The sequence below is a fragment of the Gordonia oleivorans genome (assembly GCF_040044975.1).
Taxonomy (GTDB): domain Bacteria; phylum Actinomycetota; class Actinomycetes; order Mycobacteriales; family Mycobacteriaceae; genus Gordonia; species Gordonia oleivorans.
Genome location: NZ_JBDZDI010000004.1, coordinates 134274 through 158993, shown reverse-complemented (window position 1 = coordinate 158993; position 24720 = coordinate 134274). Strand labels below are relative to the sequence as shown.

At 69.0% G+C, this 24720-nt stretch carries 23 protein-coding genes; 13 read left to right on the top strand and 10 right to left on the bottom strand.

Going from position 1 to position 24720, the window contains the following annotated elements; genetic code table 11:
- Positions 1-12: 12 nt before the first annotated feature.
- Together ABLE92_RS08920 and ybaK are read right to left on the bottom strand one after the other, a co-directional pair.
- Positions 13-780, bottom strand: a complete 768-nt coding sequence (locus ABLE92_RS08920; protein ID WP_348804388.1) for an SOS response-associated peptidase — start codon at positions 778-780, stop codon at positions 13-15.
- A gap of 47 nt (positions 781-827) precedes the next feature.
- The gene (gene ybaK, locus ABLE92_RS08915) at positions 828-1319 is read right to left on the bottom strand and encodes a Cys-tRNA(Pro) deacylase (protein WP_348804387.1); all 492 of its coding nucleotides are present in this window, start codon (positions 1317-1319) and stop codon (positions 828-830) included.
- A gap of 197 nt (positions 1320-1516) precedes the next feature.
- Here ybaK and ABLE92_RS08910 point away from each other — a divergent pair, with 197 nt between their 5' ends.
- Both ABLE92_RS08910 and rsrA read left to right on the top strand, forming a co-directional pair.
- Complete coding sequence (locus tag ABLE92_RS08910) at positions 1517-2350, top strand: sigma-70 family RNA polymerase sigma factor (protein WP_425476238.1); 834 nt, start codon at positions 1517-1519, stop codon at positions 2348-2350.
- Between the two features lie 20 nt (positions 2351-2370).
- Positions 2371-2661: a mycothiol system anti-sigma-R factor gene (rsrA, locus tag ABLE92_RS08905; protein ID WP_348804572.1), complete on the top strand. Its 291-nt coding sequence runs from the start codon at positions 2371-2373 to the stop codon at positions 2659-2661.
- Between the two features lie 101 nt (positions 2662-2762).
- Here rsrA and ABLE92_RS26140 read toward each other — a convergent pair whose 3' ends face one another.
- A complete protein-coding gene (locus ABLE92_RS26140) occupies positions 2763-2837 on the bottom strand; it encodes a 50S ribosomal protein bL37 (RefSeq protein WP_373279550.1) in 75 nt (24 codons plus the stop codon).
- A 112-nt stretch (positions 2838-2949) separates the two neighbouring features.
- Here ABLE92_RS26140 and ABLE92_RS08900 point away from each other — a divergent pair, with 112 nt between their 5' ends.
- On the top strand, positions 2950-3165 hold the full coding sequence (locus tag ABLE92_RS08900) for a biotin/lipoyl-binding carrier protein (protein WP_348804386.1): 216 nt from the start codon (positions 2950-2952) through the stop codon (positions 3163-3165).
- A gap of 12 nt (positions 3166-3177) precedes the next feature.
- Positions 3178-4692, top strand: a complete 1515-nt coding sequence (locus ABLE92_RS08895; RefSeq protein ID WP_348804385.1) for a sensor histidine kinase — start codon at positions 3178-3180, stop codon at positions 4690-4692.
- A 72-nt stretch (positions 4693-4764) separates the two neighbouring features.
- On the opposite strand, the gene ABLE92_RS08890 is transcribed toward ABLE92_RS08895, so the two are convergent.
- Together ABLE92_RS08890 and ABLE92_RS08885 are read right to left on the bottom strand one after the other, a co-directional pair.
- Positions 4765-5019 carry a WhiB family transcriptional regulator gene (locus ABLE92_RS08890; protein ID WP_006330074.1) on the bottom strand — a complete coding sequence of 85 codons (255 nt, stop codon included), beginning with the start codon at positions 5017-5019 and terminating at the stop codon, positions 4765-4767.
- 364 nt (positions 5020-5383) lie between these two features.
- Positions 5384-6334 carry a diacylglycerol/lipid kinase family protein gene (locus ABLE92_RS08885; RefSeq protein WP_348804384.1) on the bottom strand — a complete coding sequence of 317 codons (951 nt, stop codon included), beginning with the start codon at positions 6332-6334 and terminating at the stop codon, positions 5384-5386.
- 85 nt (positions 6335-6419) lie between these two features.
- On the opposite strand from ABLE92_RS08885, the gene ABLE92_RS08880 reads away from it, so the two are divergent.
- Positions 6420-6926, top strand: a complete 507-nt coding sequence (locus tag ABLE92_RS08880) for a hypothetical protein (protein WP_348804383.1) — start codon at positions 6420-6422, stop codon at positions 6924-6926.
- Between the two features lie 103 nt (positions 6927-7029).
- The gene (locus tag ABLE92_RS08875; RefSeq protein ID WP_348804382.1) at positions 7030-7821 is read left to right on the top strand and encodes a ParA family protein; all 792 of its coding nucleotides are present in this window, start codon (positions 7030-7032) and stop codon (positions 7819-7821) included.
- A gap of 16 nt (positions 7822-7837) precedes the next feature.
- On the opposite strand, the gene ABLE92_RS08870 is transcribed toward ABLE92_RS08875, so the two are convergent.
- Both ABLE92_RS08870 and ABLE92_RS08865 read right to left on the bottom strand, forming a co-directional pair.
- Entirely contained in the window at positions 7838-9097 is a 1260-nt protein-coding gene (locus ABLE92_RS08870; protein WP_348804381.1) for an Rv3212 family protein, read from the bottom strand.
- A gap of 93 nt (positions 9098-9190) precedes the next feature.
- Positions 9191-10849 carry a DEAD/DEAH box helicase gene (locus tag ABLE92_RS08865; RefSeq protein WP_348804380.1) on the bottom strand — a complete coding sequence of 553 codons (1659 nt, stop codon included), beginning with the start codon at positions 10847-10849 and terminating at the stop codon, positions 9191-9193.
- Between the two features lie 280 nt (positions 10850-11129).
- Between ABLE92_RS08865 and ABLE92_RS08860 the strand changes: the two genes are divergently transcribed.
- Both ABLE92_RS08860 and ABLE92_RS08855 read left to right on the top strand, forming a co-directional pair.
- On the top strand, positions 11130-11843 hold the full coding sequence (locus ABLE92_RS08860) for a ferritin-like fold-containing protein (RefSeq protein WP_348804379.1): 714 nt from the start codon (positions 11130-11132) through the stop codon (positions 11841-11843).
- 171 nt (positions 11844-12014) lie between these two features.
- Positions 12015-12245: a DUF3107 domain-containing protein gene (locus tag ABLE92_RS08855; RefSeq protein WP_348804378.1), complete on the top strand. Its 231-nt coding sequence runs from the start codon at positions 12015-12017 to the stop codon at positions 12243-12245.
- 84 nt (positions 12246-12329) lie between these two features.
- On the opposite strand, the gene fasR is transcribed toward ABLE92_RS08855, so the two are convergent.
- The gene (gene fasR / locus ABLE92_RS08850) at positions 12330-12995 is read right to left on the bottom strand and encodes an HTH-type transcriptional activator FasR (RefSeq protein ID WP_348804377.1); all 666 of its coding nucleotides are present in this window, start codon (positions 12993-12995) and stop codon (positions 12330-12332) included.
- A gap of 137 nt (positions 12996-13132) precedes the next feature.
- Here fasR and ABLE92_RS08845 point away from each other — a divergent pair, with 137 nt between their 5' ends.
- From ABLE92_RS08845 to ABLE92_RS08835, 3 genes are all read left to right on the top strand, one after another.
- On the top strand, positions 13133-14353 hold the full coding sequence (locus ABLE92_RS08845) for a DUF3152 domain-containing protein (protein ID WP_425476237.1): 1221 nt from the start codon (positions 13133-13135) through the stop codon (positions 14351-14353).
- A 72-nt stretch (positions 14354-14425) separates the two neighbouring features.
- Positions 14426-15601 (top strand): adenylyltransferase/sulfurtransferase MoeZ, encoded by a 1176-nt coding sequence (gene moeZ, locus ABLE92_RS08840; RefSeq protein ID WP_348804376.1) that lies wholly within the window; start codon positions 14426-14428, stop codon positions 15599-15601.
- A gap of 88 nt (positions 15602-15689) precedes the next feature.
- The gene (locus ABLE92_RS08835) at positions 15690-16544 is read left to right on the top strand and encodes a TIGR02569 family protein (protein WP_348804375.1); all 855 of its coding nucleotides are present in this window, start codon (positions 15690-15692) and stop codon (positions 16542-16544) included.
- A 26-nt stretch (positions 16545-16570) separates the two neighbouring features.
- Here the strand turns inward: ABLE92_RS08835 and ABLE92_RS08830 are convergent, their stop codons facing one another.
- Together ABLE92_RS08830 and ABLE92_RS08825 are read right to left on the bottom strand one after the other, a co-directional pair.
- Complete coding sequence (locus tag ABLE92_RS08830) at positions 16571-16873, bottom strand: MGMT family protein (protein WP_348804374.1); 303 nt, start codon at positions 16871-16873, stop codon at positions 16571-16573.
- Entirely contained in the window at positions 16870-17655 is a 786-nt protein-coding gene (locus ABLE92_RS08825) for an alpha/beta fold hydrolase (protein WP_348804373.1), read from the bottom strand. Before ABLE92_RS08825 ends, ABLE92_RS08830 begins: the two co-directional genes overlap by 4 nt.
- Positions 17656-17720: 65 nt before the next feature.
- Here ABLE92_RS08825 and ABLE92_RS08820 point away from each other — a divergent pair, with 65 nt between their 5' ends.
- Both ABLE92_RS08820 and ABLE92_RS08815 read left to right on the top strand, forming a co-directional pair.
- A complete protein-coding gene (locus ABLE92_RS08820; protein WP_496560782.1) occupies positions 17721-21266 on the top strand; it encodes an ATP-dependent helicase in 3546 nt (1181 codons plus the stop codon).
- Entirely contained in the window at positions 21259-24711 is a 3453-nt protein-coding gene (locus ABLE92_RS08815) for an ATP-dependent helicase (protein ID WP_348804372.1), read from the top strand. Before ABLE92_RS08820 ends, ABLE92_RS08815 begins: the two co-directional genes overlap by 8 nt.
- The last annotated feature ends 9 nt before the right edge of the window (positions 24712-24720 follow it).

Sequence of the window (24720 nt, the reverse complement as noted above, 5' to 3'; positions counted from 1 at the left end):
TGGCGGGGCGCGCTACACCGGTTCGAGCAACTCCGGGGAATTGTTGGCGACCCGATTGACCAACGGTGACACCTCGCGGATCGTGATCGCGGCGGCCACCTCGGCGCTCGGCGGTGCGAACAGCTCGTCGGGGGCCCGGTGATCGGGATCGAGCCAGGCGTCCCAATGCGCATACGGCATGATCAGCGGCATCCGGTCATGCACCTCGACCAGATCGCCGACCGCGTCGGTGGTCAGGATGGAGCAACTCAGCAGGGGAGCGGCCGCCTCGTCGGTACGGTCGTGCCACACCGACCACAGGCCGGCCATGAACAGCCGGGTGCCGTCGGCCGGCGACATGAAGAACGGCACCTTGGTGGGCTTGCCCTTCGTATCCGGCGGGCCCTTCTTCCACTCGTACCACCCGTCCATCGGGATCAGGCAGCGACGCGACTTCACCGACGACCGGAACGAACTCTTCTCACCCGCGGTCTCGGCGCGCGCGTTGAACAGCAACGGGCCCTTGCCGACCTCTTTTGCCCACGGCGGCACCAGACCCCAGCGCATCGCGCGGATGCGCAGCGTGGGGTCGTCGTCGGGATGGTCATGGTCGTGCCGCTTGACCACCGACATCACCGTCGTGGTCGGGGCGACGTTGTAGTTGGGTCCCAGGGCCCGCGGTGCCGCACCGCCATCGGAGTCGCCCGTCGCGCCGTCCAGTACCACCGGCACCTCGTTGACGGCATCGATCTCGGCGGCGAGCTTCGCCGGGTCGGTGGTCACCGCATAACGTCCACACATGGGTCCATCGTGGCACGGGGCCCCGACACCCGCGGTGTCGTCGCTGGTCAGGCGCAGATGTCGGCGGTCACCGCGGCCGTCACCGACACCAGGTCGGCCGGCGCCAGGGCCACCTCGAGGCCGCGTCGTCCGGCGCTGCACAGGACCTGCGGCCAGGACAGCGCCGAGACGTCGACGACGGTGGGCAGTGCCGTGCGCTGACCGATCGGGGAGACCCCGCCCAGGACGTACCCGGTGGAACGGGTCACCGCCTTGGCCTCACCCATCACCGCCTTGCTCGCCCCCAACGCTGCCGCGGCCGCCTTCAACGACAGTTTCCGCGGGACCGGGATCACCGCGACCGCCAGGCCCGTCCGGGATCCCGACAGTTCGATGACCAGGGTCTTGAACACCTGCTCGGCGGTGACGCCGAGGGCCTGCCCCAGCGCCTCGACGGCCTCGGATCCGTAATTGTCGTTGCGCGGGTCGTGGGCGTAGCGGTGCACCTCGTGTGCGATGCCCGCCGCGGTGAGCGCGGCGATGGCGGGGGTGGCGGCCACCGGGTTACCTCCTGGGTTCGGATGTCCGGCGCGGACCGAACATGTCTGGCACAGACCGGAACAATTGTCGCGTCGAGCCTGTTGTGACCACATGTCGGGGCACCTCGATTCGTCGGTGACGACGTCGGCGGCGCCCACCACACTGACCGGACACGGCGTCCGGCAACACACTCGATGCAGAGGAAGGCAGGTGGCCGGTGACCGCGGACATGCTCCTCGATCCCCCTCGCGAGCCGTTGGACGGGCTGCGCTCGGTAGACTTGATCGACATCATCGGGCAGCCGGAGGCGGTGCCCGCGAGCGTCAGCGTCGAAGGGATCGCAGTGACCGAAGCCGACCCAACCGAGCAGGAGCAGACCGACCAGGCCGCGGCTCCTGCTGCCGGTGCGCCGGCCGAAGGACCCGGATCCGCCGCGCCGCGCCGGGCCGATCCGAATGAATCGTCCCAGGACCTGACCGAGCGGTTCGAACGCGACGCGCTTCCGCTGCTCGACCAGATGTACGGCGCCGCACTGCGGATGACCCGGAATCCGGCCGACGCCGAGGACCTGGTGCAGGAGACCTACGTCAAGGCCTTCTCGGCATTCGCATCGTTCCGCGAGGGCACCAATCTCAAGGCGTGGCTCTATCGCATCCTGACCAACACCTACATCAACGGCTACCGCAAGAAGCAGCGGCAACCGGCGCAGTATCCGACCGACGAGATCACCGACTGGCAGCTCGCCGCCACCGCCGAGCACACCTCGACGGGGCTGCGATCGGCGGAGATCGAGGCGCTCGACGCGCTCCCCGACGACGAGATCAAGGCGGCCCTGCAGGCGTTGCCGGAGGATTTCCGGATGGCCGTCTACTACGCCGACGTCGAAGGTCTTCCGTACAAGGAGATCGCCGAGATCATGGACACACCGATCGGGACCGTCATGTCGCGGCTGCATCGGGGACGCCGTCAGCTTCGGGAACTGCTGGCCGACGTCGCACGTGAACGCGGCTTCAACCGGTCGGCCACGGCGAAGAGCGAGGTGACCCAGTGAGCGAGAACACCACGACACCCATACCCGACGACGACCCGGAGTTCACCTCGCTGGACTGCTCGGCGGTCATCGCCGACGTCTGGCTGCTGCTGGACAACGAATGCGACCCCGACGCGCGGGAACGGCTCAAGTCGCATCTGGACAACTGCCCGTCGTGCCTGGCCCACTACGGCATCGAGAGCGACTTGAAGGCCCTGATCAACCGGAAGTGCGGAGGGGATCAGGCGCCGAAGGGCCTGCGTGACCGGCTGCGCGTCGAGATCCGCCGGACCGTCGTCGTCACCGAGACGCGGTACTCCACCGGGGAGTGACCACCGGGGAGTGACGGCACAAAAAAACGCCCGGTCGGGAGTCGGTCGATCAGACCGGCGTCACCGTTCCGGGCGTTTTCCCGTGTCGCTGTGCAAGATGCTCAGGAGTTGGGGCGCCTGCCGTGATTGGCTGCGTTCTTCTTACGTGCGCGCTTTTTGCGTCCGCGCTTACCCATGGCGGGCCTCCTTCGTCGAAATGTGCACCCACCAGTGTCCCATGAGGTCGCCCGCATCCGAGAATCGGCCGGTGGTCGGGGCTCGCCCGCGCATCCCGGCTAGGTTGTCCCTATGGCAGAAGACGTCGTGGCCGAGATCGTCGCGAGCGTGATGGAGGTGCTGGTCACCGCGGGACAAGCGGTCGACGTCGGTGACACGATCGTGCTCGTGGAGTCGATGAAGATGGAGATCCCGGTTCTCGCGGAGGAGCCCGGTGTGATCGCCGAGGTCAAGGTCGCCGTCGGCGACGTCGTCCAGGCCGGCGACGTCATCGCCGTCTACCGGTGACCGCGGGCGCCCATGTCGACCCTGGCCGATCTGCTGGCCGAACACACCACACTCTCCGATCACGCCGCCGCCCATCTGCAGCGGCTGGTCGCCGAGTGGCAATTGCTCGCCGACCTGTCGTTCGCGGACTTCGTGCTGTCGGTGCGCACCGAATCCTCCGACATCGTCAGCGTGGCGCAATGCCGACCCAACACCGCCTCCACCGTCTTCCCCGCCGATGAGGTGGGTACCGTCGTCGACCCGGCCAAGAATCCGCAGGTGCCGCGGGCATTCGAGGAACGGCGGATTCTGCGTGACGAGGACCCGACGTGGTTCGGTGCGATGGCGATCCGGCGCGAGGCCGTGCCGGTGGGGTACGACGGTGCGGTGATCGGGGTGCTCACCCGTGCGGTGGACCTGACGCATCCGCGGTTGCCGTCGCCGCTGGAACTGGCCTATCAGGACTGCGCCAACGACCTCTGTCAGATGGTCTCCGACGGGACGTTCCCCCAACTGGAGGGAAATCCGCGTGGATTGTCGACGCCGCGCGCCGGAGACGGATTCGTGCGCGTCGACGCCCGCGGCATGGTGGTGTATTCGAGTCCGAACGCGCTGTCGGCGTTTCATCGGATGGGCTGGACCGCCGAACTCACCGGCGCACGACTGTCGGCGGTGACCGCCTCGCTGCTCACCGATCCCTTCGATTCCGAGGACGCCGCCCTGATGATCGACGCCGCGGCGGGTGTCAGCGCACCGCCGGCCGGGCCGTACCGCGACGTCGGGATGCGGATGGAGGCCGACGCCCGCCGTGCCTCGGTGTTGCTGCGTGCGGTGCCGCTGCGTCCCCGTGGAGAGAGCACCGGCGCGATCGTCCTGATCCGCGACGTCACCGAGGTCAAACGCCGCGATCTGGCCCTGATCAGCAAGGACGCCACGATCCGCGAGATCCATCACCGGGTCAAGAACAACCTGCAGTCGGTGTCGGCGCTCCTGCGTCTGCAGGCCCGGCGGACCAGTAACGCCGAGGCCCGTGCGGCCCTCACCGAGGCGGTGCGTCGCGTCGGTTCCATCGCCCTGGTGCACGAGTTGCTCTCCGGCAGTGTCGACGAGGAGGTCGATCTCGACGAGGCGGTCGATCGTCTGGTCCCCACACTGGTCGACGTGGCCTCCGGCGAACGTCCGGTGATGGTGCGACGGGTCGACCGGCTGGGTGTGCTGGCCTCGGATCTCGCGATGCCGCTGGTGATGGTCCTCACCGAACTGATCCAGAATGCGATCGAGCACGGTTTCGCGGCCGAACGGCCCGACGCGCTGATCGAGATCCGGGCCGATCGCGACGTACGGCGCCTGCGAATCCTGGTGCGTGACAACGGTTCGGGACTGCCCGAGGGATTCGACCTGGCGTCGTCGGACCGGCTGGGGTTGCGGATCGTGCAGACACTCGTGTCGATCGAGCTCGGCGGCGAGGTGTCGGCGGGACCCAACCCGGTCGGGGCGGGAACACAGGTGGAGATCACCGTGCCGCTGCGACGCGAGACAATGCGCTGAACACCAAAAAACCCGGCCGTGGCCGGGTCTTCTGGGTGCCGCCGGACAGTGGCGGCGTGTTGATCTGATCGCTCAGACGCTGCTGCGTGTGCGGGTGCGTGCGGTGCGGCGCTTCAGTGCGCGTCGTTCATCCTCGCTCATCCCGCCCCAGACGCCTGCGTCCTGGCCCGATTCCAGTGCCCACGACAGGCACTCTGCGGTGACCGGGCACCGCGCGCAGACGAGCTTCGCATCGGCGACCTGCGCGATGGCCGGACCACTGGTTCCCACCGGGAAGAACAGTTCCGGATCTTCGTCGCGACAAATGGCCTTGTGACGCCAGTCCATTCCTTCTCCTTCACGTGCGCGTGCGCACCACTCGATAACCGTTGGTTGGTTCGTGTTGGCTGTAACCGATAGTTCACGCGGAGGCACCAAATGTTTCCGCGCTGTTGCTTGTGAATACTTTCACGAATCCAGCCGAAGTCAATGGTGTTCCGTTAACACGTGTGCAATATCACTGTCGGTCCCGCCCGAATTGCAGGGGGGCGGTGTGTCAGCTCGAACTCCGATGTTCTATTCTACGCTGGCTTTGGCGTTTTCGTCAGGTGTTTTCGCAGGTCGTCACCGATGGGTGCCACGTCGCCCGCGCGCGGGGTGGTGATTCGTGACACAGCCGAAGCGACGCGGGTGTTACGCGCAGTGGCGTCGGTCACCCTCGGGGCGTGCCGAGTTCGGGTGCGACGACGTCGAGGGCGTCGGGCAAGAAGTCGAACCGGATGTCGGTGAAGGCGCCGATGTAGTCGCCGTCCATCTGCACGTCGATCGGCTCTTCGGCGGCAAAGGCCACCCACGTCACGTCGTCGTCGCGGAACAGGTGACGGGCCTTCGGGTCGGCGCCGCCGAGAAGTCGTAGGGCCAGCGGGAGATTACGCAGCACTCCGGTGGTGGTGGCCGCGAAGACGCCGAGGCGGGTGCCGAAACCGGTCGTCGGATTGGTGCGGATCTCGCGGCGCCCGAGGTAGGTCCACGGACTGGTGTTGCTGACGAATGCGAAACGCACCCCGTCGACCGGCTCGTGGCCGTCGGCGGTGACGGTGAAAGTGCTTGTGCCCCCGGCATTGGTGAAGAAACTGGTGATGGTCGTCGTGAGGTATCGGACCGGGGTGGCCGGCTTGCCCGCGTGGCGTTTGTCCTCCATGGCGTGGACGATGATCGCGTCCATGCCCATGCCGGCGTTGAACAGGAACCAGCGGTCCGCGGAATGTCCCAATCCGATGCGCCGGTGGCTGCCGCGGTCGAGGAGATCGATCACCTGCCGGGTGGCCTGGAGGGGATCGGCGTCGATGCCCAGGGTGCGGGAGAACACATTGGCGCTGCCGCCGGGGATCACCGCCAGCGCGGGAAGGCGGGCGGGCGGCGTGCGTGTCGGCGGGCCGAGCAGGCCGTTGACCGTCTCGTTGACCGAACCGTCGCCCCCGTGGACGATGACCGCGTCGTAGTTCTCCGCGACCGCCCGGGCACCGAGCTCGCCGGCATGTCCCCGATGCGTGGTGTGTTCGACGTCGACGGGGAAGTGCGCGCCCAGGGTGTGCACGAGCGCATCACGGCCGGCCGGACTGGTCGCAGTGGCGAATGGATTGACGATGAGCATGACGCGCACGACATCCGAGGATATGGGGTCGACCCCGACCGGCGCAGGTTCGGGTGGCGAGGGCGTGCCACATCATCCCCTTTACCCTGGACGGGTGAGCAAGCGCAGTGATCCCGCCACCGGTACGGACGCGGCCGACACCGATCGGCCACCGACCCCGATCCGGGTCGCCGGCGCCCTGACGACCCTCGAGGGAGTGCTCGCCCTGATCGTGGCGGCGGTCCTGGTGATCCGGGGACTGACCGAGGATCGGCACGATGCGTTCAACGGCATCGGAACGGCGTTGTGGCTGGCCATCATCTTCGGTGGGGTGCTGGCCGGCGGTGTGGCGCTGGTTACGGGACGGCGGTGGGGCCGGGCGATCTCGGTGGTCGCGCAGATCCTGCTGCTGCCGGTGTCCTACTACCTCTTCACCAGCCATCAGCCGCTGTGGGCGGTGCCGCTGGGTCTGCTGGCCCTGATCACACTCGGCTTCCTGTTCGCCCCGGCGTCGCTGCGCTGGATCGCCGGCGATCTGGAGATCTCCGAACCCGAGCCGCCCGCCCGATCGGGCCGCCCGAAGGGTTCGCCGCCCGGGTCGAAGCGGCGGGGAACGCGCTGATCCGAGCGGGTATGGCGGTGCGCGGCGTGGTGTGATCGGATCCGCGTCGCCGATGTGGTCGGCCGCACAGAATAAGCACACCGGTGGCCGTATGGTGGACGCCATGACGCGCATTCTCGCGATTGCCAACCAAAAGGGCGGGGTGGCCAAGACCACGACCGTCGCATCCGTGGGGGCGGCGTTGGCCGACTTGGATGTGTCGGTTCTGGTGGTGGATCTGGATCCCCAAGGGTGCCTGACGTTTTCGTTGGGACACGATCCCGACCAGATCCAGGCGTCGGTGCATGACGTCCTCCTGGGGGACGAGGAGATCGCCGATGTCCTCCTCGACACCGAGGACAAGGTGACCCTCCTGCCGGCGACCATCGATCTGGCCGGCGCCGAGGCGCTGTTGCTGATGCGACCCGGGCGCGAATACGCGCTCAAGCGCGCGCTGGCGGAGGTGGCCGAGGATTTCGACGTGATCCTCATCGATTGCCCGCCGTCGTTGGGGGTGTTGACGCTCAATGGACTGACCGCGGCCGACGAGGTCATGGTGCCGTTGCAGTGCGAGACGCTGGCACATCGTGGGGTGGGTCAACTCCTGCGCACGGTGACCGAGGTGCAGCAGATCACGAATCCGAACCTGACGATGCTCGGTGCGGTGGCGACGTTGTACGACGCCCGCACCACCCACAGCCGTGACGTGCTCTCCGATGTCGCCGACCGCTACGACCTGCCGGTGCTCGATCCGCCGATCCCGCGTACCGTGCGCTTCGCCGAGGCGTCGGCATCCGGTGCGTCGGTGATGCGGGGACGAAAGAACAAGGGCGCCACCGCATATCGTCAGCTGGCCGAGAATCTGTGGAAGCACTGGGATGGCGGCGCGGACGTGGTCACCTCGGATCTGAGCTGACCGAGGGACTCCGCTGTCAGCTCTGCGGTGCGAACGCCTCGACGATGCCGCCGCGCTGTTCGATCACCTTGTCGCCGAGTACCCGCAGGCTGATCACGCCACCCTGGTAGTCGTGGCGGGTCAGCGGGATGGTGCGTACCGGTTCACCGGTCGCCGGGTTGCGCACGCTGATCCCCGACGGCCCGGGAAGCAGGAGTTCGTCGCCCATCATCTCGCCCGGGCCGAGCGCCGCCGGGACCTGATACTTCGGGCGCATCGTGCCGGCGTCGAGCACCAGGGTGTCGGTGCCGGTGAAGTAGGTGACCAGCCCACCCGAGGTGAGTGCGACGCTGTCGGCGGGCGGGCTCGCGAGCCCGTTGACGGTGTTGGAACCCGTCTGCGCGCCGTCGGAACCGAACTGACGCACGCTCGGCGGGGTGGGTGCGGCGGCGTTGGCACCGCCGTCGTAGACCGCGATGGCCGAGGTGCTCATCCCGATGACCACCGGCGGTGCGCCGGTGGCGCGGTCGGTGATCAGTGAGGAACCGTACTGGCTGACCCGCTCGTCGCTGTCGAGGACCGCACCGAGCACCGTCAGCCGATAACCGGTGTCGCCGGCGCACCGCTCGATGACGGCGATCCGATCACCGGCGATCGCGGCGGAGTACAGGTGGCAGTCGCTGCGTCCGGGCTGCACGCCCGGCTTGACCGGCGCGGTGACCCGGCCGTATTCGATTCCGCGGACCAGGTTCGATCCCCAGGTCTCCAACCGGCCCGAACCCTGCGCCAGGACGTATCCCGATCCCGCGGTCACGGTCACCTCGTCGTCGGCGTCGCTGGTCCGGGCACCCTTGCGCCCGCCGGTCGCCGCGTCGAGTGCGGTGACCTCCGAGCATCCCCGCGAATTGCGGTAGACCGCGATGGCCTCGTTGAGGCTGTCCGGCCACGCGGCGACGGCGGTGCACAGGGGTGCGTCGCGGGAGTAGGTCCACAGTTGCCCGCCCGTCGACGGGTCGCGTCCGGTGACGGTCCCACCGTCGGCGGTGATGATGGTCGACGCCGCCACCGCGGGAACCGTCGTCGCGCCGGAGGCGGCATGCCAGCGGGGGGTGAAGGAGGCCGGCACCGCGGCCGCCGGTTCGACGGCCGCCGGGGTGGCGTCGGCCTGCTCGCTGGTGGTGTGACGAGCCGGGCTGACCGACCACACCGCCACGGCACCCACGACGAGCACCACCACGATCAGGGCGCTCACGATGAGATCGAGCCGGGTACGTCGCTCCGGTCGGAGCCGTCTCACCGGCGGTGTCCGGGGTTCGGTCGGCGTCGAGATGGCTTGTTGTCCCTTGTCTGTTCGGTGTAGGTCGGCCGTGTCAGAGGTTGATCGGCCGGGTTACTCGGCGGAGGCCACCGGGCTCGACGAGGAGTCGCCCGCGCTCGCGCCGGCGCCACTTCGGCGGCGGGAACCACCGCGCCGGCGTCGACGCTTGCGCGCTGCGGGATCGGCCGATTCCGACCCCGTCGATCCGGCGTCGGCGGCAGCGTCATCCGAGGTGGCCGCCGGCGACGCGGCACCCGCCGCGGCGGTGTCGCCGTTGGCCGTCTGACCCCCGCGGGTGCGGCGACGGGTCCGGGTGCGGGCCGGTCGCTCCGACCGGGGGCGGCGTTCACCGGCGTCGGCGTCCGCCGAGTCGCGTTCGCGCTTCGGCTTGGCGATGCGGCCGGTGGCCGAGGCGGGGATACCGAGTTGCTCGCGCAGATGCTCCGAGGTCGAATACGTCTCGACCGGCTCGGGCACACCGAGTTGCAGGGCGGAGTTGATCAGCTCCCAGCGGTGCAGCTCATCCCAGTCGACCAGGGTGATCGCGGTGCCGGTACGGCCGGCGCGACCGGTGCGGCCGATGCGGTGCACGTAGGTCTTGTCGTCCTCGGGGCACTGGTAGTTGATGACGTGGGTGACGTCGTCGATGTCGATGCCGCGGGCGGCGACGTCGGTGGCGACCAGGACGTCGATCTCACCGGTGCGGAACTTCTTGAGCGCCTTCTCGCGGGCGATCTGGCCGAGGTCGCCGTGGACCGCGCCGACAGAGAAGCCGCGTTCGGCGAGGTCGTCGGCCACCTTCTGGGCGGTCCGCTTGGTGCGGGTGAAGATCATCGTCGCGCCGCGGCCGTCGGCCTGCAGGATGCGGGCGACCAGTTCGGCCTTGTCGAGGGCGTGCGCGCGGAAGACGTACTGCGTGGTGCGCTCGTGCACGGCCGAGTCGTTGGCGTGCTCGGCGCGGATGTGGGTGGGCCGATGCAGGAAGGTGCGGGCCAGGGTGACGATCGGACCGGGCATCGTCGCCGAGAACAGCATCGTCTGCTTCTTCTCGGGCAGTGCCGCCATGATGCGTTCGATGTCGGGCAGGAAGCCGAGGTCGAGCATCTCGTCGGCCTCGTCGAGCACCAGCACGGACACCTTGCCCAGGATCAGGTGACCCTGCTGCGCGAGATCGAGGAGGCGACCGGGGGTGCCGACGACGACGTCGACGCCGGCCCGCAGCTCGGAGATCTGCGATTCGTAGGGCCGTCCGCCGTAGATCGCGGTGATCTTCAGCGGGCGCTGGGTGTCGTCGGGAAGTGTCACGTCGAGGGTCTTCGCGGCCACCTCGAGGTCACCGGTGACCTGCAGACACAGTTCGCGGGTGGGAACGATGACCAGGGCGCGGGGGGTGTTGTCGAGTGGTCGCACACCGGACTGCTCGGGATGGACGAGCCGGTGCAACAGGGGCACACCGAAGCCGTAGGTCTTGCCCATGCCGGTGCGGGCCTGGCCGATCAGGTCGTCGCCGGCGAGCGCCAGTGGCAGGGTCAGTTCCTGGATCGCGAAGGTGTGGGTCTTGCCGTCCTTGGCGAGGGCGTCGACGATGCGGTCGTCGACGCCGAGATCGGCGAAGGTGGGCGAGGTGTGGGTGTCGTCGACGATGGTCGTCTGGACGTCGTCGGTCTGCGCATCGCTTGTTTGGGCATCGCTTGTCTGCGTGTCGTCTGTCTGCACGTCGGAGTCGCTCATATGGGGTTGTGGAGCCTTTCATGTGTGGTCGAGCACGCACGAAGGGTTCCACGGATACCGGCGTCTCGCGGCGTCACCGCGCGGCGGAAAGGCCGCGGCGGGCGACAGTGGGCTCGAAGTGCGCGCACATTTCTGGTGGTCCGCGAACGAGTCGGGCGCCGGACGGCGACCTGGCGACGGTCCGGGCTCAGGTGGCCTTGACCCCCGAGCGCCGTTGTCCGCGGTACTACACCGACCACGAGTGTACGTGGTCGGCCCGGTGGCCCGTTACCATCGGGGCATGTCGACGCCCTCCGCCTCCTCCGAGCCCGTGCCGACCGACCCCGCCGCGGAACTGCCGGCCGACTCCGCCGGGCAGGAGGACCCTGCCGTCGGCAACCTGTTCGCCGTGCTGCTGGCCGGCGAGTACGCCGCCTTCTACCGGCTGATCGAGGAGTCGGCGATGGCCCCCGACGTGCCCAGCGGCATCGCGATCGCCCGGATGGCGGCCTCGGAGATCGCCCACTTCGAGAAGCTGAGTGAGCAGGTGACCCGTCGGGGTCTGGACCCGGCCGAATCGGTCGTGCGGTATCGCAACGTCTTCGACCAGTATCACGAGGCGACCACGCCGCAGACCTGGCTCGAGGTGCTGGTCAAGGCGTATGTCGGTGACGGACTGGCGGCCGATTTCTACGTCGAACTCGCCGAGATGCTGCCGCCGGCGGCCCACGACGTCATCTCCGAGGTGATGGCCGAGACCGGCAATTCGCAGTTCGCCCGCGATCAGGTCCGCAAGGCGATCGCGGCCGATCCGGCATTGCGCTCACCGCTGACACTGTGGGGACGGCGGTTGCTCGGCGAGGCGGTGACCCATGCGCAGTGGGTGCTGGCCGCCGAGGAAGGCGTGATGGACCTGTTGTTCTCGGGGACGTCGTCGTTGTCCGGCGTCGCCGACTTCTTCGACTCGATGACGGCGCGTCACGCCGAGCGGATGTCGGACATGGATCTGGGCTGACCTGCCATCGGACCGTGCGCGTTTCGCTGTGAGCGGAGTGGGTGCCACCGGCGCGCGTGACTCGATTAATCTGGTGCCGCAGGCGTGGTCGTGCCCGATCGTGGCGCGAGCGTCGTCGAGCCGAGTGTTCGACACGCAGTGATGTCGACGAAAGCCGTAGAGAGGGTGGCCATGACCATTGAAGTGAAGATCGGTATCACCGACAGCCCCCGCGAATTGGCGATCCAGTCGCCCCTGGACAGCGACAAGGCCCTCGCGGCGGTGGAGGCGGCCCTCACGGGCAAGGAACAGCTGCTGACCCTGACCGACGACCGTGGCGCCCGGTACCTCGTGCCGGTCACCAAGATCGCCTATGTCGAGGTCGGCGCCGCCGAGAATCGTCGGGTCGGATTCGGTTCCTGACCCGCTGCCGGACAACGAAAAGCGCACCGAGGCCGAAGGGGCCCGGTGCGCTTTTGTATGGGGTGGCAGGCGTGGCGCCTGTGTCTATTCGGCGGCGAACGAGCCGTCGTCGTCGGCCGGGTCACCGAGGTCGTTGCGCGGTACGTGGGACAAACCGCCCCACAGCAGTGCGACCGTGGTGTCGACGGCCGTTTGCTTGTCGATGGGCCGCTTGGCCTCGAGCCAGTAGCGGGCGTTGACCTGGCTGGCGCCGACGAGTCCGGCGGCCAGCATCCGGGACCGGTAGGGGTCGAGTCCGGAATCGTGCATGACCAGCCCGTACACCGCGTCGACGCAGGCCTCGGTGGCACCTTCGGTGCGCCGGATGACGGCCGGATCCATCACGTCGGAGGCGAAGATCAGGCGATAGCCGGAGTTGTCGGAGTCGATGAAGTCGAAGAACGCCTGGACGGCGGCTCGGACACGTTGCCGGTTGTCGGTGGTGGTGAGTAGTGCGTTGTTGACGTCGACGACCAGTTTTTCGGCGTGGGAGTCGACGACGGCGATGTAGAGGTCGAGCTTGGACGGGAAATGTTGGTACAGGACCGGCTTGCTGACGCCGGCGTGGATGGCAATCTCATCCATGCCTGCGGAGTGATAGCCGCGTTCGACGAAGATCTCGCTCGCGGCCTCGAGAAGTTGCAGGCGCCGGGCACTCCGTGGCAGGCGGGCGCCATTGCGTCCGGAGGACACGTTTGCGGCGGTAGACATGGTTCGAGGGTACTCGGGTGAACCTCGGCGATGGCCCCCGGATCACCGAGTGAGACGTCACGTGAATGCACAGGGATCGTCGATGTCGGTTCATGTCCTACGTGGTAGTGGCTTGTCGCTGTGAGAGGGTGTGAACCGTGAGCCGCACAGATGACGTGCCGGGCGCCGGGAGCGAAGCGAGCGGGCCCGGTTTGGGGGGCGCCGACAGCGATGCGAGCGGGCCTGGTTTCGCCGGCGCCGGCAGCGATGCGAGCGGTCGGGTCCGGGCCAGGGATGTGGGTCCGCGTGCGTCGCGGGCCCGGTCGAGTACGCGCTCGGGTGGTGCTCGCCGTGCCGATCGTGAGACCGGCGTCGGCGATACCGGGACCGGCGAGTCGCCGATGCGTCGTCGCCCGATTCCGGATCAACCGTTGCGGGCCCGCTGGGATCCGACCGATGACAGTGGGCGGCAACGGTCGGATCGGGATGCGGTGTCGACCCGGAAGAAGCAGAGCGCGGTGGGGCGTTTCGTCACGACCTACGGCTGGCGCGCGTATGCGATCCCGATGCTGGTGATCCTGACGATCGTGTTGTTGGTGTTCACGGTGCGGGACACCGGTGACGACGATTCGTCGGCGCCGATCACCCCGGATCCGATGTCGCGCAACGCCAACGTGACGACGCAGACCCGTGCGATCGGTGCGCCGACCGGGGATGGGCAGGGTGTCGATCTGGCCGCGGCCGTGTTACCGGAGGGTGGCCACTTCACCGTCGACGGGAAGAAGACATTTCACGTCGTCCCCGGTACGACCGCGCAGGTCGGCAGCGGTGGTCAGGTGTACACCTACACCGTCGAGGTGGAGGACGGGCTGACGCCGGCCGATTATGGCGGGGACCGGGTGTTCGGTCGGATGGTCGATGCGACCCTGGCCAATCAGCGCAGCTGGATCGGCGACGGCAAGGTCTCGTTCCGGCGGATCGATCGGGGCGAGCCGGATCTGCGGATCTCGTTGACGTCGTCGGCGACGACGCGCGAACTGTGCGGGTACCAGGTTCAGGCGGAGACGTCGTGCTTCTATCCGCCGATGGAACGGGTGACGATCAATGAGGCCCGGTGGGTGCGTGGCGCCACGTCGTATCAGGGTGACGACGTCGCCTACCGGCAGTACCTGGTGAACCACGAGACCGGCCATGGCATCGGTTACGAGAAGCACGTGCCGTGCCCGGCGAACGGGGCTCTGGCGCCGGTGATGATGCAGCAGTCGTACGGAACGTCGAATTCGGGGCTGATCCTGCTCGATCCGGACATCTCGCAGGCGGATCGCTCGTTCGTCTGCAAGCCCAATCCGTGGCCGTTCCCGGAGCGTTCGTCGACCTGAGGGGAATGACCGGGTCCGGGCCGTCGTTGTGCTCACCAGTTCTTGGTTGATCTATTTCGGGAGGCCCGTACCGTGTCGTCCTTGCCGCCGTTGGTGGAACCCGCGGCCGAATTGTCCAATGACGAGGTTGCGCGCTACAGCAGGCACCTGATCATCCCGGATGTCGGGATGGAGGGGCAGAAGCGCCTGAAGAACGCGAAGGTGCTGGTGATCGGGGCCGGTGGCCTCGGTTCGCCGACGCTGTTGTATCTGGCGGCGGCGGGTGTGGGCACGATCGGCATCGTCGAATTCGACGTGGTCGACGAGTCGAATCTGCAACGTCAGGTGATTCACGGGCAGTCGGATGTGGGGCGGCCGAAGGCCGAGAGTGCGCGGGATTCGATCGCGGAGATCAACCCGTTCGTCACCGTGCACATCCACGATCAGCGACTCGAACCCGAAGGGGCCATCGAGTTGTTCTCGCAGTACGACCTGATCCTCGACGGCACCGACAACTTCGCCACGCGGTATCTGGTCAACGATGCCGCGGTGTTGGCGCACAAGCCGTATGTGTGGGGGTCGATCTATCGGTTCGAGGGTCAGGCGTCGGTGTTCTGGGAGGACGCGCCGGATGGGCGTGGCCTGAACTATCGCGATCTGTATCCGCAGGCGCCGCCGCCGGGCATGGTGCCGTCGTGTGCGGAGGGCGGGGTGCTGGGCATCCTGTGCGCGTCGATCGGGTCGATCATGGGGACCGAGGCGATCAAGCTGATCTGCGGTATCGGGGAGCCGTTGCTGGGCCGTCTGATGGTGTACGACGCCCTCGACATGACCTACCGCACCATCAGGATCCGCAAGGATCCCGAGGGTGAGCGGATCGCGGGCCTCATCGATTATGAGGAGTTCTGCGGTGTCGTGTCGGATGAGGCGGCGCAGGCCGCTGCCGGTGCGACGCTGACGGCCGTGGAGTTGAAGGAGAAGATCGACGCGGGGGAGAAGCTCGCGCTGATCGATGTCCGCGAGCCGGTCGAGTGGGAGATCGTGCACATCGACGGTGCGACGTTGATCCCGAAGGACCGGATCCTGTCGGGGGCGGCGCTCGCCGAGATCCCGCAGGATCGTCCGACGGTGCTGTACTGCAAGACCGGTATCCGGTCGGCGGAGGCCCTGGCCGCGCTCAAGCGTGCCGGGTTCGCCGATGCTCGTCATCTGCAGGGCGGGATCACCGCCTGGGCCAATCAGGTGGACAAGGAACTGCCGGTGTACTGACTCCCCGGTCGGTTCACGCCGGGGAATCGAGCATGTCGCCGCGTCGCTGCACGTGATCGGGCGGTGACCGGAGGTAATCTCTGCAGACGTGAACAGCGTCGAGCCGCCCGAGCATGTGCTCAACACATTCGGGCTGACCGCCCACCCGCCCATCGCGATGGGCGATACCTGGGTCGGTGGATGGCGCGTGGGTGAAGTGGTGCTGTCGTTGGTGCCCGATCACGCGCGCGCCGCGTGGTCGGCGTCGGTGCGGGAGAACCTGTTTGTCGAGGGTCTGCGTATTGCCCGGCCGTTCCGCGCCACCGACGGCCGTTATGTGGTGTCGGGGTGGCGGGCCGATACCTATATCGCGGGCGCCCCGGAGCCGCGGCACGACGAGGTGGTGTCGGTGGCCGAGCGGCTGCATGTGGCGATCGCCGATCTCGAGCGTCCCCGCTTCCTGTTGCAGCAGCCGGCGCCCCCGCATACCGACGTAGACGTCTTCGCGGCCGCGGACCGGGCGGCGTGGGAGGACGTGCCGATGCGTTCGGCGCGGGCGGCGGGGATGGCGGAGCCGACGTCGCCGGATGGCCAGGAGAGTATCGAGATCCTCAAGACCCTCGCCTCGCTGCGTAAGAATGTCGATCTGAAAAACCAAGTGGTGCACGGGGATCTGTTCGGCACCGTGTTGTTCGCCGGGGCGGCGGCGCCGGGGATCACCGACATCGTGCCGTATTGGCGTCCGGCGTCGTGGGCCGCCGCCGTCGTGGTGGTGGATTCGCTGGCCTGGGGTGGCGCCGACGACGAGTTGGTCCAGCGATGGTCGGATGAGCCGGAGTGGCCGCAGATGATGTTGCGCGCCACCATGTTCCGCCTCGCCGTTCATGCCCTGCATCCGCGGTCCACCGCCGGCGCGCTGCCGGGGTTGAAGCGGGTCGTCGATATCGTGCGGTTGATGGTGTAGGGCTGATCCGCTCCGGTCTGACTTCTCTAAAGTGGGGCTTCCCAACGACATTCGCGGAGCAGGACGCGGCCGTCGCGAATCGGGACGCCCTCCTGCGCCAGTCGGTCGAGCTGCCGGTGAGCGAGGTGGGCCGCCGGGCGCCCGCTCGCCGAGATCACCCGATGCCACGGGAGATCCGCCGAATCGGTACGCATGATCGCGCCGACGATGCGCGGTGAGGACAATCCGGCGGCCTCGGCGAGATCGCCGTAGGTGCTCACCTGCCCCGGCGGGATGGCCGCGACGAGCGCGCGCACGCGTTCGACGTCGTCGTCGGTGATCGCACTCACAGCAGTGATCTGATCAGCGACGCCGTCAACTCCGGTGCGTCGAAGGGCACCATGTGGCCGCAGTCGGCGTGATGGATCTCGACCTCGGGGCCGCGGTCTCGCGCGCAGTCGGTGAGGAAGTCCGAACCGACGAACGGTGGGTCGACACGATCGGCGACGACGATGTGGGTTCGCAGTCCGGCCGGCGGAAGGACTGCCGGGCGGCTCATCTCACTCCACGCGGTCGCGGCCATCGGGGCGCTGACCCGCCAACCGACCCGCCCGTTGGGGAGGTCGATCAGATGCGCGGCGATCTCGGCGTCGAGGATGGCGTCGGAGACCTCGGCCCAGCCCTCGGAGCGTTTGGCGGCCCGCGCCGCCGCCGCGTCGGGATAATCCCAGTTCTGCAGGCTGTCGGTGGCGACGGTCAACGCGAACCCGGGGTCGAGTCCCTGCGCCGGATCGAGCAGCACCAGCCCGCCGACGGCATCGGGTCGCTCGTGGGCCAGATGGATGGCGAGCGCCCCGCCGTACGAGTGGGCCACCACGATCAGCGGACGTTTCCCGGCGGGGATGGTGGCGTCGACGAAGGCCGACAACGCGGCGACGTGATCGTCGATCGACCAGGGCGGGCGCCAGGGTGAATGCCCGTGTCCGAGCAGATCCGGGGCGACGACGTGGAGGTCGGGCAGGTGTTCGTCGGCCAGCGGCGCCCAGCGCAACCCGTGGCCGGTGAGGCCGTGCAGCGCAAGGACGGTGGGGCCGGTGCGATCACCGAACTCGACGTGCTGCAGTCCGCTCACCCCGACGATTGTGCCGTACGGCGCCGCGGAACGGATGTGTCGGTGGGGCATGCTTGCATGGACACATGGCCCGCACACGTTCCACCTCCGCCGGCCCGGCCGCGTCCGGGACGGGTAAGCGGCGTACCCGTCGGCCGGAGAAGGCGGCGGGCGGTTCCGGGGGTACGGCGCTGCGCGCGCATCTGGTGGGGTCGGGCCGCTACGAGGTGACGCCCCGGAGCTGGGCACCGCACGTGCAGACCATGATCGACGACATCGATGCGGCCTCCGATGCCGGCGCGGGGCAGGCGGCGGCGCAGCCGTGGCGGCCGTACCGGGTGCACGGCGGTCCGGGCTCGGGCAAGACTGCGCTCGTGGTCGACGCCAGCGTCGCGCGACTGACGCGACCCGGAACGGACCCGGAGTCGGTGCTGGTCCTCGCCGCGAACCGACGGGCCGTCGTCGCCCTGCGCGAGGAGATCACCCGCCGGGTCCTGGCCGCCACATCCGATTCCCCGGCGCTCGGCGGGGCCCTGCGCGAACCCCTGGTCCGCACCGTGCACTCGTTCGCCTTCGCGATCCTGCGTTTGCAGGCGCAGGCCCACGGCAATCCGCCCCCGCGTCTGATCACCGGGTCCGAGCAGGATGTGGTGCTGCGGGAACTCCTCGCCGGTGACATCGAGGACGGTGCCCTCTACTGGCCGGAACATCTGCGTCCGGCGTTGGGTACCGACGGATTCGCCCAGGCCCTGCGTGATCTGCTGATGCGCGCGGCCGAACGCGGTGTCGGCCCGGAGGAACTCGCCGCCCTCGGACGTCGTCATCGCCGCCCCGAGTGGGTCGCCGCCGGGCACGCCTACGCCCAATACGAGCAGAACATGCTGCTGCGCGGTGCGGTCGGTTCGCAGACACCGGGCGCGTCGGCACCCGCGGTCGACGCGGCCGAATTGGTCGGGTCGGCGCTGTCGGCGTTCGCGACCGATCCGGAGCTCCTCGCCGGGCAGCGTCGCCGCATCCGGCACCTCATCGTCGACGACGCCCAACACCTCGACCCGCAGGCCGCCGCCCTGGTGAAACTGATCGGCACCGGCACGTCGTCGACGATCATCGCCGCCGACTCCGATCAGTCGATCTTCGGATTCCGCGGTGCCAGTGCACGTTTCGCCGACGAGCTGGTGGAGCCGGGCACAGAGCGCGACGTCGTGCTCGACCGCGACTTCCGTCATCATCGCCAGATCGCCGTCGTCGGGCGGGCGCTGACCGCCCGGCTGCCGGGGGCCCGGCCGCACGCGTTTCCGCACATCGACGGTACGGACGACGGCGACGTTGAGGTCATACCCGGGGGCGCCTCGGTGCGGGTGTTCAGCTCGGCCGCCAAGGAGGCCACCGCGGTCGCCGACCTGCTGCGGCGTGCCCACCTGTTCGAGGGGGTGCCGTGGTCGCAGATGGCGGTGATCGTCCGGTCCGCGCACCTCGCGTTGCCGGCGTTGCGCCGCGCATTCCGGTCGGCCGGGGTGCCGCTGACGACGCCGACCACCGATCTTCCGTTGCACCGTCAGCGTTCGGTGGCGGCGTTGATGCTGGTGTTGCGGGTCGTCGCGGCCCGCGACCTCGGTGAGCCGGGGGACGAGGACTTTTCCGTCGAGGACACCGTCGCGCTGGTGAGCGGGCCGGTCGGGATGGCCGATCCCGGGGCGATGCGGCGGTTGCGTCGCGGCATCCGGCGCCGGGACGAGCGGGCCGGCGGTGACCGCGCCGACCGCGACACCCTCACCTCGTTGCGGCTGGCCCTGCTCGATCCGGATCTCGGTGCCGATTACCTGGCCGCGCTCACCGAGCAGGAGGGTGCGCCGCTGTCGCGGGCGCTGGGGGTGATCGGTGCGGGTGTGGCCGCACACGTCGCCGGCCGCGGCATCGAGGAAACGCTGTGGGCGGCCTGGCAGGCCACCGGTCTGGAACGGCGCTGGGCGGGGGCCGCCATCCGCGGTGGCCCGGCCGGGGAGCAGGCCGATCGCGATCTCGACGCGATGATGGCGATGTTCGAGGCGGCCGGCGGATTCGCCGACAATCTTCCGGCCGCCGGTCCGGCCGGCTTCGTGCACTACCTGTCCCAGCTGCAGATCCCGCGCGACGGCCGCACCCCGGCCGCCGCCGCGGAGTCGGTCACCGTGCTCTCCGCACACGCCGCAGCCGGTCGCGAATGGGAGGTGGTCGCGGTGGCCGGCGTGCTCGACGGGCTCTGGCCGTCATTGCGCAGCCGTGGAAGTGTGTTGGCCACAGCGCAATTGGTCGACATCCTGGACGGCATCGATCCCGACGCGGTGGACAAGGTGGCGCGCGGCGCCGGCGCGCTCGCCGACGAACGCCGGCTGCTGCTGGTCGCCTGTACCCGTGCGCGACGCCGACTCCTCATCACCGCGGTCGAGGACGGCGGTGGGGACTCGTCGCCCTCGCGATTCCTCGCCGAGATCGCCGACGCGCTGCGCGCCGACGCACGACGCGGCGGCGGTGACGCGGAGCCCGCCGACGGCGATTCGCTCGACACCGACCCGGAGTCGGACCTGCCGATCGACCCCGGTGTGGACCGCGTCTTGTCGTTGCCGTCGCTGGTGGCGACGCTGCGGTCGGTGGTGGTCGGGGGAATGGAGGCGGGAAGCCCAGAGGCGGGGGAGCCCGACGAACGCACTCGCGCCGCCGCGCAGTTGCTGGCCCGGCTGGCCGACTCCGACATCGCCGGCGCACACCCGCGGGAGTGGTTCGGGCTGTCCGGATCGAGTACCGGCGCGCCACTGTGGCGGCGCGAGGACGGCCCGGTGACGTTGTCTCCCTCCAACGTCGACCAGCTGGAGCACTGCTCGCTGCGGTGGGTGCTCGAACGCAACGGCGGCCGCGACGGTGACGGTACCCCCGCGCTCACGGGCAGCCTCGTGCACACCCTGGTGCAGGCCGTGGCCGGCAAGATCGACCCCGACGAGGTGACCGGTGCGCTGCGTGAGATCTGGGATCGCGTCGAGGTCGGAGCCGTCTGGCATTCGGCGCACGAACTCGAACGCGCCGAGGCGATGTTGGTGAATTTCCGTGAATGGCTGCGGGTCTCGCGTGCCGATCTCACCGAGGTGGGCGTCGAGTCGGTCATCGACGCGACGATCGCGCCGGCGGCCGAACCGGCCGGCGAGGTCCCGGCCGAGGACGGATCCGATCTCCCGATCCGGCTCCGTGGTCGCGTCGACCGTCTCGAACGCGACACGGAGGGACGTCCGGTCATCGTCGACGTCAAGACCGCCAAGACGCCGGTGTCCAAGGCCGACGCCGCCGAACACCCACAGTTGGCGGCCTATCAGGTGGCCATCGCGCACGGTGGCGCACGGGATTTCGCCGGGGAATCGGTCGAGCCCGGGGGTGGGCGGCTGGTGTATGTGTCCTCGGCGAACCGGTCCACCGGTGCGGCGCAACGGGATCAGCCGGCGCTGACGCCGGAACTGCTCGACGAGTGGGTGAGCGTCGTCCGTCATGCCGCCCGCTCGGGTATCGGACCGGAGTTCCGAGCGACCCCGAACGCCGGTTGTGCGCACTGCGGGCTCGTCACGAGCTGTCCGGCCCAGTTGCGTGGCAAGGCGGTCACCGATGACTGACCGCGATAGCGCTGTGCGGCATCGTATCCCGGCGACGTCGCTGGCCGCTGCGCTCGGGCTGCCGCCGCCCACCCCCGAACAAATCGAGGTCATCGAGGCGCCCAGCGAACCGATGCTGGTGGTCGCCGGTGCCGGTGCGGGCAAGACCGAGACCATGGCGTCGCGGGTGGTGTGGCTGGTCGCCAATCAGATCGTCGGGCCGGACGAGATCCTCGGGCTCACCTTCACCCGGAAGGCGGCCAGCGAACTCGGCGCACGCATCCGACGGCGACTGTCGATGCTCGCCGGATCGCCGGCGCTGATCGGCTGGGATCCCGACGGCAGCCTCGCCGCGCGGCTGCGGGCCGGCGATCCGGAGGTGAGCACCTACCACGCGTACGCGGGGCGGCTGATCGCCGACTACGGATTGCTCCTGCCGGTCGAACCGCATGCGACGCTGCTGTCGGAGACCGAGTTGTGGCAGATGGCGTTCTCGATCGTGTCCACCTGGACCGGTGACCTGCACACCACCAAGATGCCGGCGAGTGTCACCGAGGCGGTGCTGCGCCTCTACGGGGAGATGGCCGAGCACCTGGTGGATCTCGACACGCTTGCCGAGTGGGGCGATGACCTCTACCGGATGGTCGATGAGCTGCCCAAGGGGCCTCGTCAACGTGGCGGACCCAATGCCGCGCTGCGCACCGTGCAGGAGGTCATCGACGAACGCCGCGAACTGCTGCCGCTGGTGGCCACCCTGATGCGCACCATGGCCGAGCAGGCGGTCCTCGACTTCGGCAGTCAGATGTCGCTGGCCGCCCGACTCGTCGCCGGGCATCCGGAAGTGGCTGCGGCCCAACGGCAATCGTTCAAGGCGGTGTTGCTCGACGAGTATCAGGACACCGGGCACTCGCAGCGGGTGCTGCTGTCGGCGCTGTTCGGCGGCCGCGATACCGCGCGCGGCGCCCCGATCGCGGTGACCGCCGTCGGCGACCCGATCCAGTCGATCTACGGCTGGCGCGGCGCCTCGGCCGCCAACCTGCCCCGCTTCGCCACCGACTTCCCGTGCGCGGACGGGACACCGGCACGTCGGCGTGAACTGCTGACGAGTTGGCGTAATCCGGTGCAGACGCTGCGTTTGGCCAACGCCGCCTCCGAGGAATTACGACGCCGTGGCGTGCCGGTCAGTGTGTTGCGCCCGCGGCCCGACGCGGACTCCGGGACGGTGACGATGGCGCTGACCGAGACGATCATCGACGAGCGCAACTGGATCGCCGATCAGGTGGCCGCACGGTACCGCGTCGAGGACGGCTCCGCGCCGCCCACCGTCGCGGTCCTGGTGCGCCGCAACGAGGATTCGGCCCCGATCGCCGCCGAACTGGAACGGCGTGGCATTCCCGCCGAGGTCGTCGGCATCGGCGGGCTGCTGCACGTCCCGGAGATCACCGATGTGGTGGCCACGCTGCGGCTGATGGCCGATCCGATGGCCGGCACCGCCGCCATGCGATTGCTCACCGGCGCGCGGTGGCAGATCGGCGCCCGTGACCTCGCGGCGTTGTGGCGGCGGGCCACCGACCTGGCCGCCGGACAGATCGCCGCGGGTGGTGTGGTCACCACCCGCGAACAGCTCGACGATGCGCTCGACGCGGTCCTGCCCGCCGAGATCGTCGATCGTGCCGGGATCGCCGACGCCGTGGCCGATCCCGGTGATCCGGAGGCCTACAGCGCCGAAGGGTTTGCGCGGATCCGGGCGTTCGGGGCGCAACTGGAATCGCTGCGACGCCGCATCGGCCAGCCGCTGCCCGAACTCGTCGCCGACGTGGAGACCACCATCGGGGTGGCGGTGGAGGCCCAGATCCGGGCCCGACGCATGCGCGGAGCGATCACCGGGCGCGAGCACCTCGACGCCTTCGCCGACTACGTCACCCATTACGCCGAACGGCCGGGCGCCACCCTGCCGGGCCTGTTGGCCTTCCTCGATACCGCGGAGACGATCGAGAAGGGACTCGAGCCGGGCCGGGTGGAGGTCGCCGAGCAGCGGGTGCAGATCCTGACGGTGCACGCCGCCAAGGGGCTCGAATGGGACGTGGTGGTGTTGCCGCATCTGGCCGACGGGATCTTTCCCAGTTCCAAGTCCGAGACCACCTGGATGCGCAGCGCGCGGGAGCTTCCCGGGCCGCTGCGAGGTGATCTGGCGGTGGCCGATCCGCGGGGCCCGGAGGCGGGCAAGCGTGCTGCGGCCGCCGCGAAATCCGGTGCCGCCGAAGGATTTCCGGTACTCGACCTGAGTCGGGTGGCCGATCGTAAGGAACTCGAGGACGCCCTCACCGAGCACAAGGAGGCCATCGCCGAACGGCGACTCGAGGAGGACCGGCGACTTCTCTACGTCGCGATCACCCGGGCGCGACACGACCTGCTGATCTCCGCCCACCACTGGTCGGAGACGTCGACCTCGCCGCGCGGCGGGTCGGTGTTCTTCGACGAACTCCTCGCGTTGGTCACCGCCACCATAGAATCCGCCACCATCGAATCCGGCAGCATCGAATCCGGTACCGACGCCGACGGCCTGAGGATCGACGTGCTGGCGCCGGATCCGCCCGACGGTGCCGACAATCCGCTGGCCGACGTCGTCGATGCCCGCTCCTGGCCGCCGGATCGGCTCGGCGAGCAACGTGACGCGGTGACGGCGGCGGCCCGGTTGGTGCTCGACGAACTGGCGGCGCGTGAGGCGCCATCCCTGTTCGACGCACCGCCGACCACGCCGGATGATGGCGACGAGCACGCGGTCGGCGGTGTGGGCGAGATCGATACGTGGACCGCGGAGGTCGATGCACTGCTCGCCGAACATCACCGCAGCAATCAGGCCGTCGTCGACGTGGAGTTGCCGTCGCATCTGTCGGTGAGTCAGCTGGTCGATCTCGACTCCGATGAACGGGCGTTCGCCCGGAAACTGCGGCGGCCGGTGCCGTTTCGGCCCAATCCGATCGCCCGGCGCGGCACCGCCTTTCACGCGTGGGTGGAACGCTGGTTCGGGGCGAGCAGGCTGCTCGACATCGACGAACTCCCCGGCGCCGCCGACGAGAGCGCGGCACCCGACACCGAACTCGACGCGCTGCGCGAGGCGTTCCTCGCGTCGCGCTGGGCCGCGCGCAGCCCCAGCGAGGTGGAGGTGCCGTTCGAGACGGTGATCGGGGAGACGGTGATCCGCGGTCGCATCGACGCCGTCTTCGCCGAACCCGACGGATCGTGGACGGTGGTCGACTGGAAGACCGGTGCCGTCCCGACCGCGTCGCCGGAACTGTCGTCACTGATCATCCAACTCGCCGCCTACCGCATCGCCTGGGCGCAACTGGCCGGTGTGCCGACCGAACGCGTCGGCGCCGCCTTCCACTATGTGCGCCACGGCCACATCTTTTCCCCCGACGACCTCCCCGATGCGGCCGCACTCGCCGCATTGCTGGCCCGATGAGCTAGATTC